General features: G+C 76.6%; 1 pseudogene. It reads right to left on the reverse strand.

What is annotated here, in order from left to right:
- Positions 1-328: 328 nt before the first annotated feature.
- Positions 329-871: pseudogene (tilS, locus tag FV222_RS27680) on the reverse strand (tRNA lysidine(34) synthetase TilS); the annotation flags it as partial.

Here is an 871-nt window from a genome sequence, read left to right on the forward strand (position 1 = left end):
GGGTGCTGCGGCGGGAGGGGCCCGCCAAAAAGCCCGCCCCGGGCAGGGGGGGGGGGGCCCCCCGGGGGCCCGCCGGCGCGGGGGGGGGGGGGGGGGGGGGGGCCGGGCGATTGGGGGGGCCCGCAGCACCCCCTCCCCTCTCTGCGGGGGAGGTGATCGCAGCTGGTTCGATACCCCTCACCACCTCATCCCGAGGTGGGGCGTCTGCCGCCTCGAAGGAGGACTCCAGGGGGCGCAGCGGCCTCTGAAGGGCTCCTTCGAGGCCTCCGCTCCGCTCCGGCACCTCAGGATGAGGAGGGGGAGCGGACGCCCCCCCTCTGCCATCGCCCCGCCCTTCCACGGAAGGCGCGGCGAAGACGGCTTGCCGGAAGGCGGCGTTTGCCATCGCGGCCAACGCCGCGTCGTCGCGGGCGGCGCGCTCGGCCACCTTTGCGAATCGTTCGCTCGTGAACCCTTCGGCGGCGAGCAGCGGCAGCAACCGGCGAAGGCGCACCCGGCCGTAGCGGTCGTCGGCGTTCGAGGGGTCGCGGACGAAGCCGACGCCCTCCGCTTCGCACCAGGCGACGAGATCGCCTTTTGGGATGTCGAGGAAGGGGCGGGCCAGCACGAGCCCCGGCGCCAGCGGGCGCTCCCGCCGCATGCCGGCAAGGCCCGCCGGGCCGCTTCCGGCGATCAGACGCATGAGCACCGTCTCGGCCTGGTCGTCGCGTGTGTGGCCGGTGAGCAGGTAGCCGGCGCCGACCGAGGCGGCGTGCGCGGCGAGCAGGCGGTAGCGCGCGGCGCGCGCCGTCGCCTGGATCGCGGTGCCGGGGTGGACACCGTCCCAACGCAGGATCGCGTGCGGGAGCCCGAGCGCGGCGGCGGCCTCGGC

Origin of the sequence: Methylobacterium sp. WL103 (genome assembly GCF_008039885.1) — a bacterium.
In the GTDB taxonomy this organism is placed as follows: Bacteria; Pseudomonadota; Alphaproteobacteria; order Rhizobiales; family Beijerinckiaceae; genus Methylobacterium; species Methylobacterium cerastii.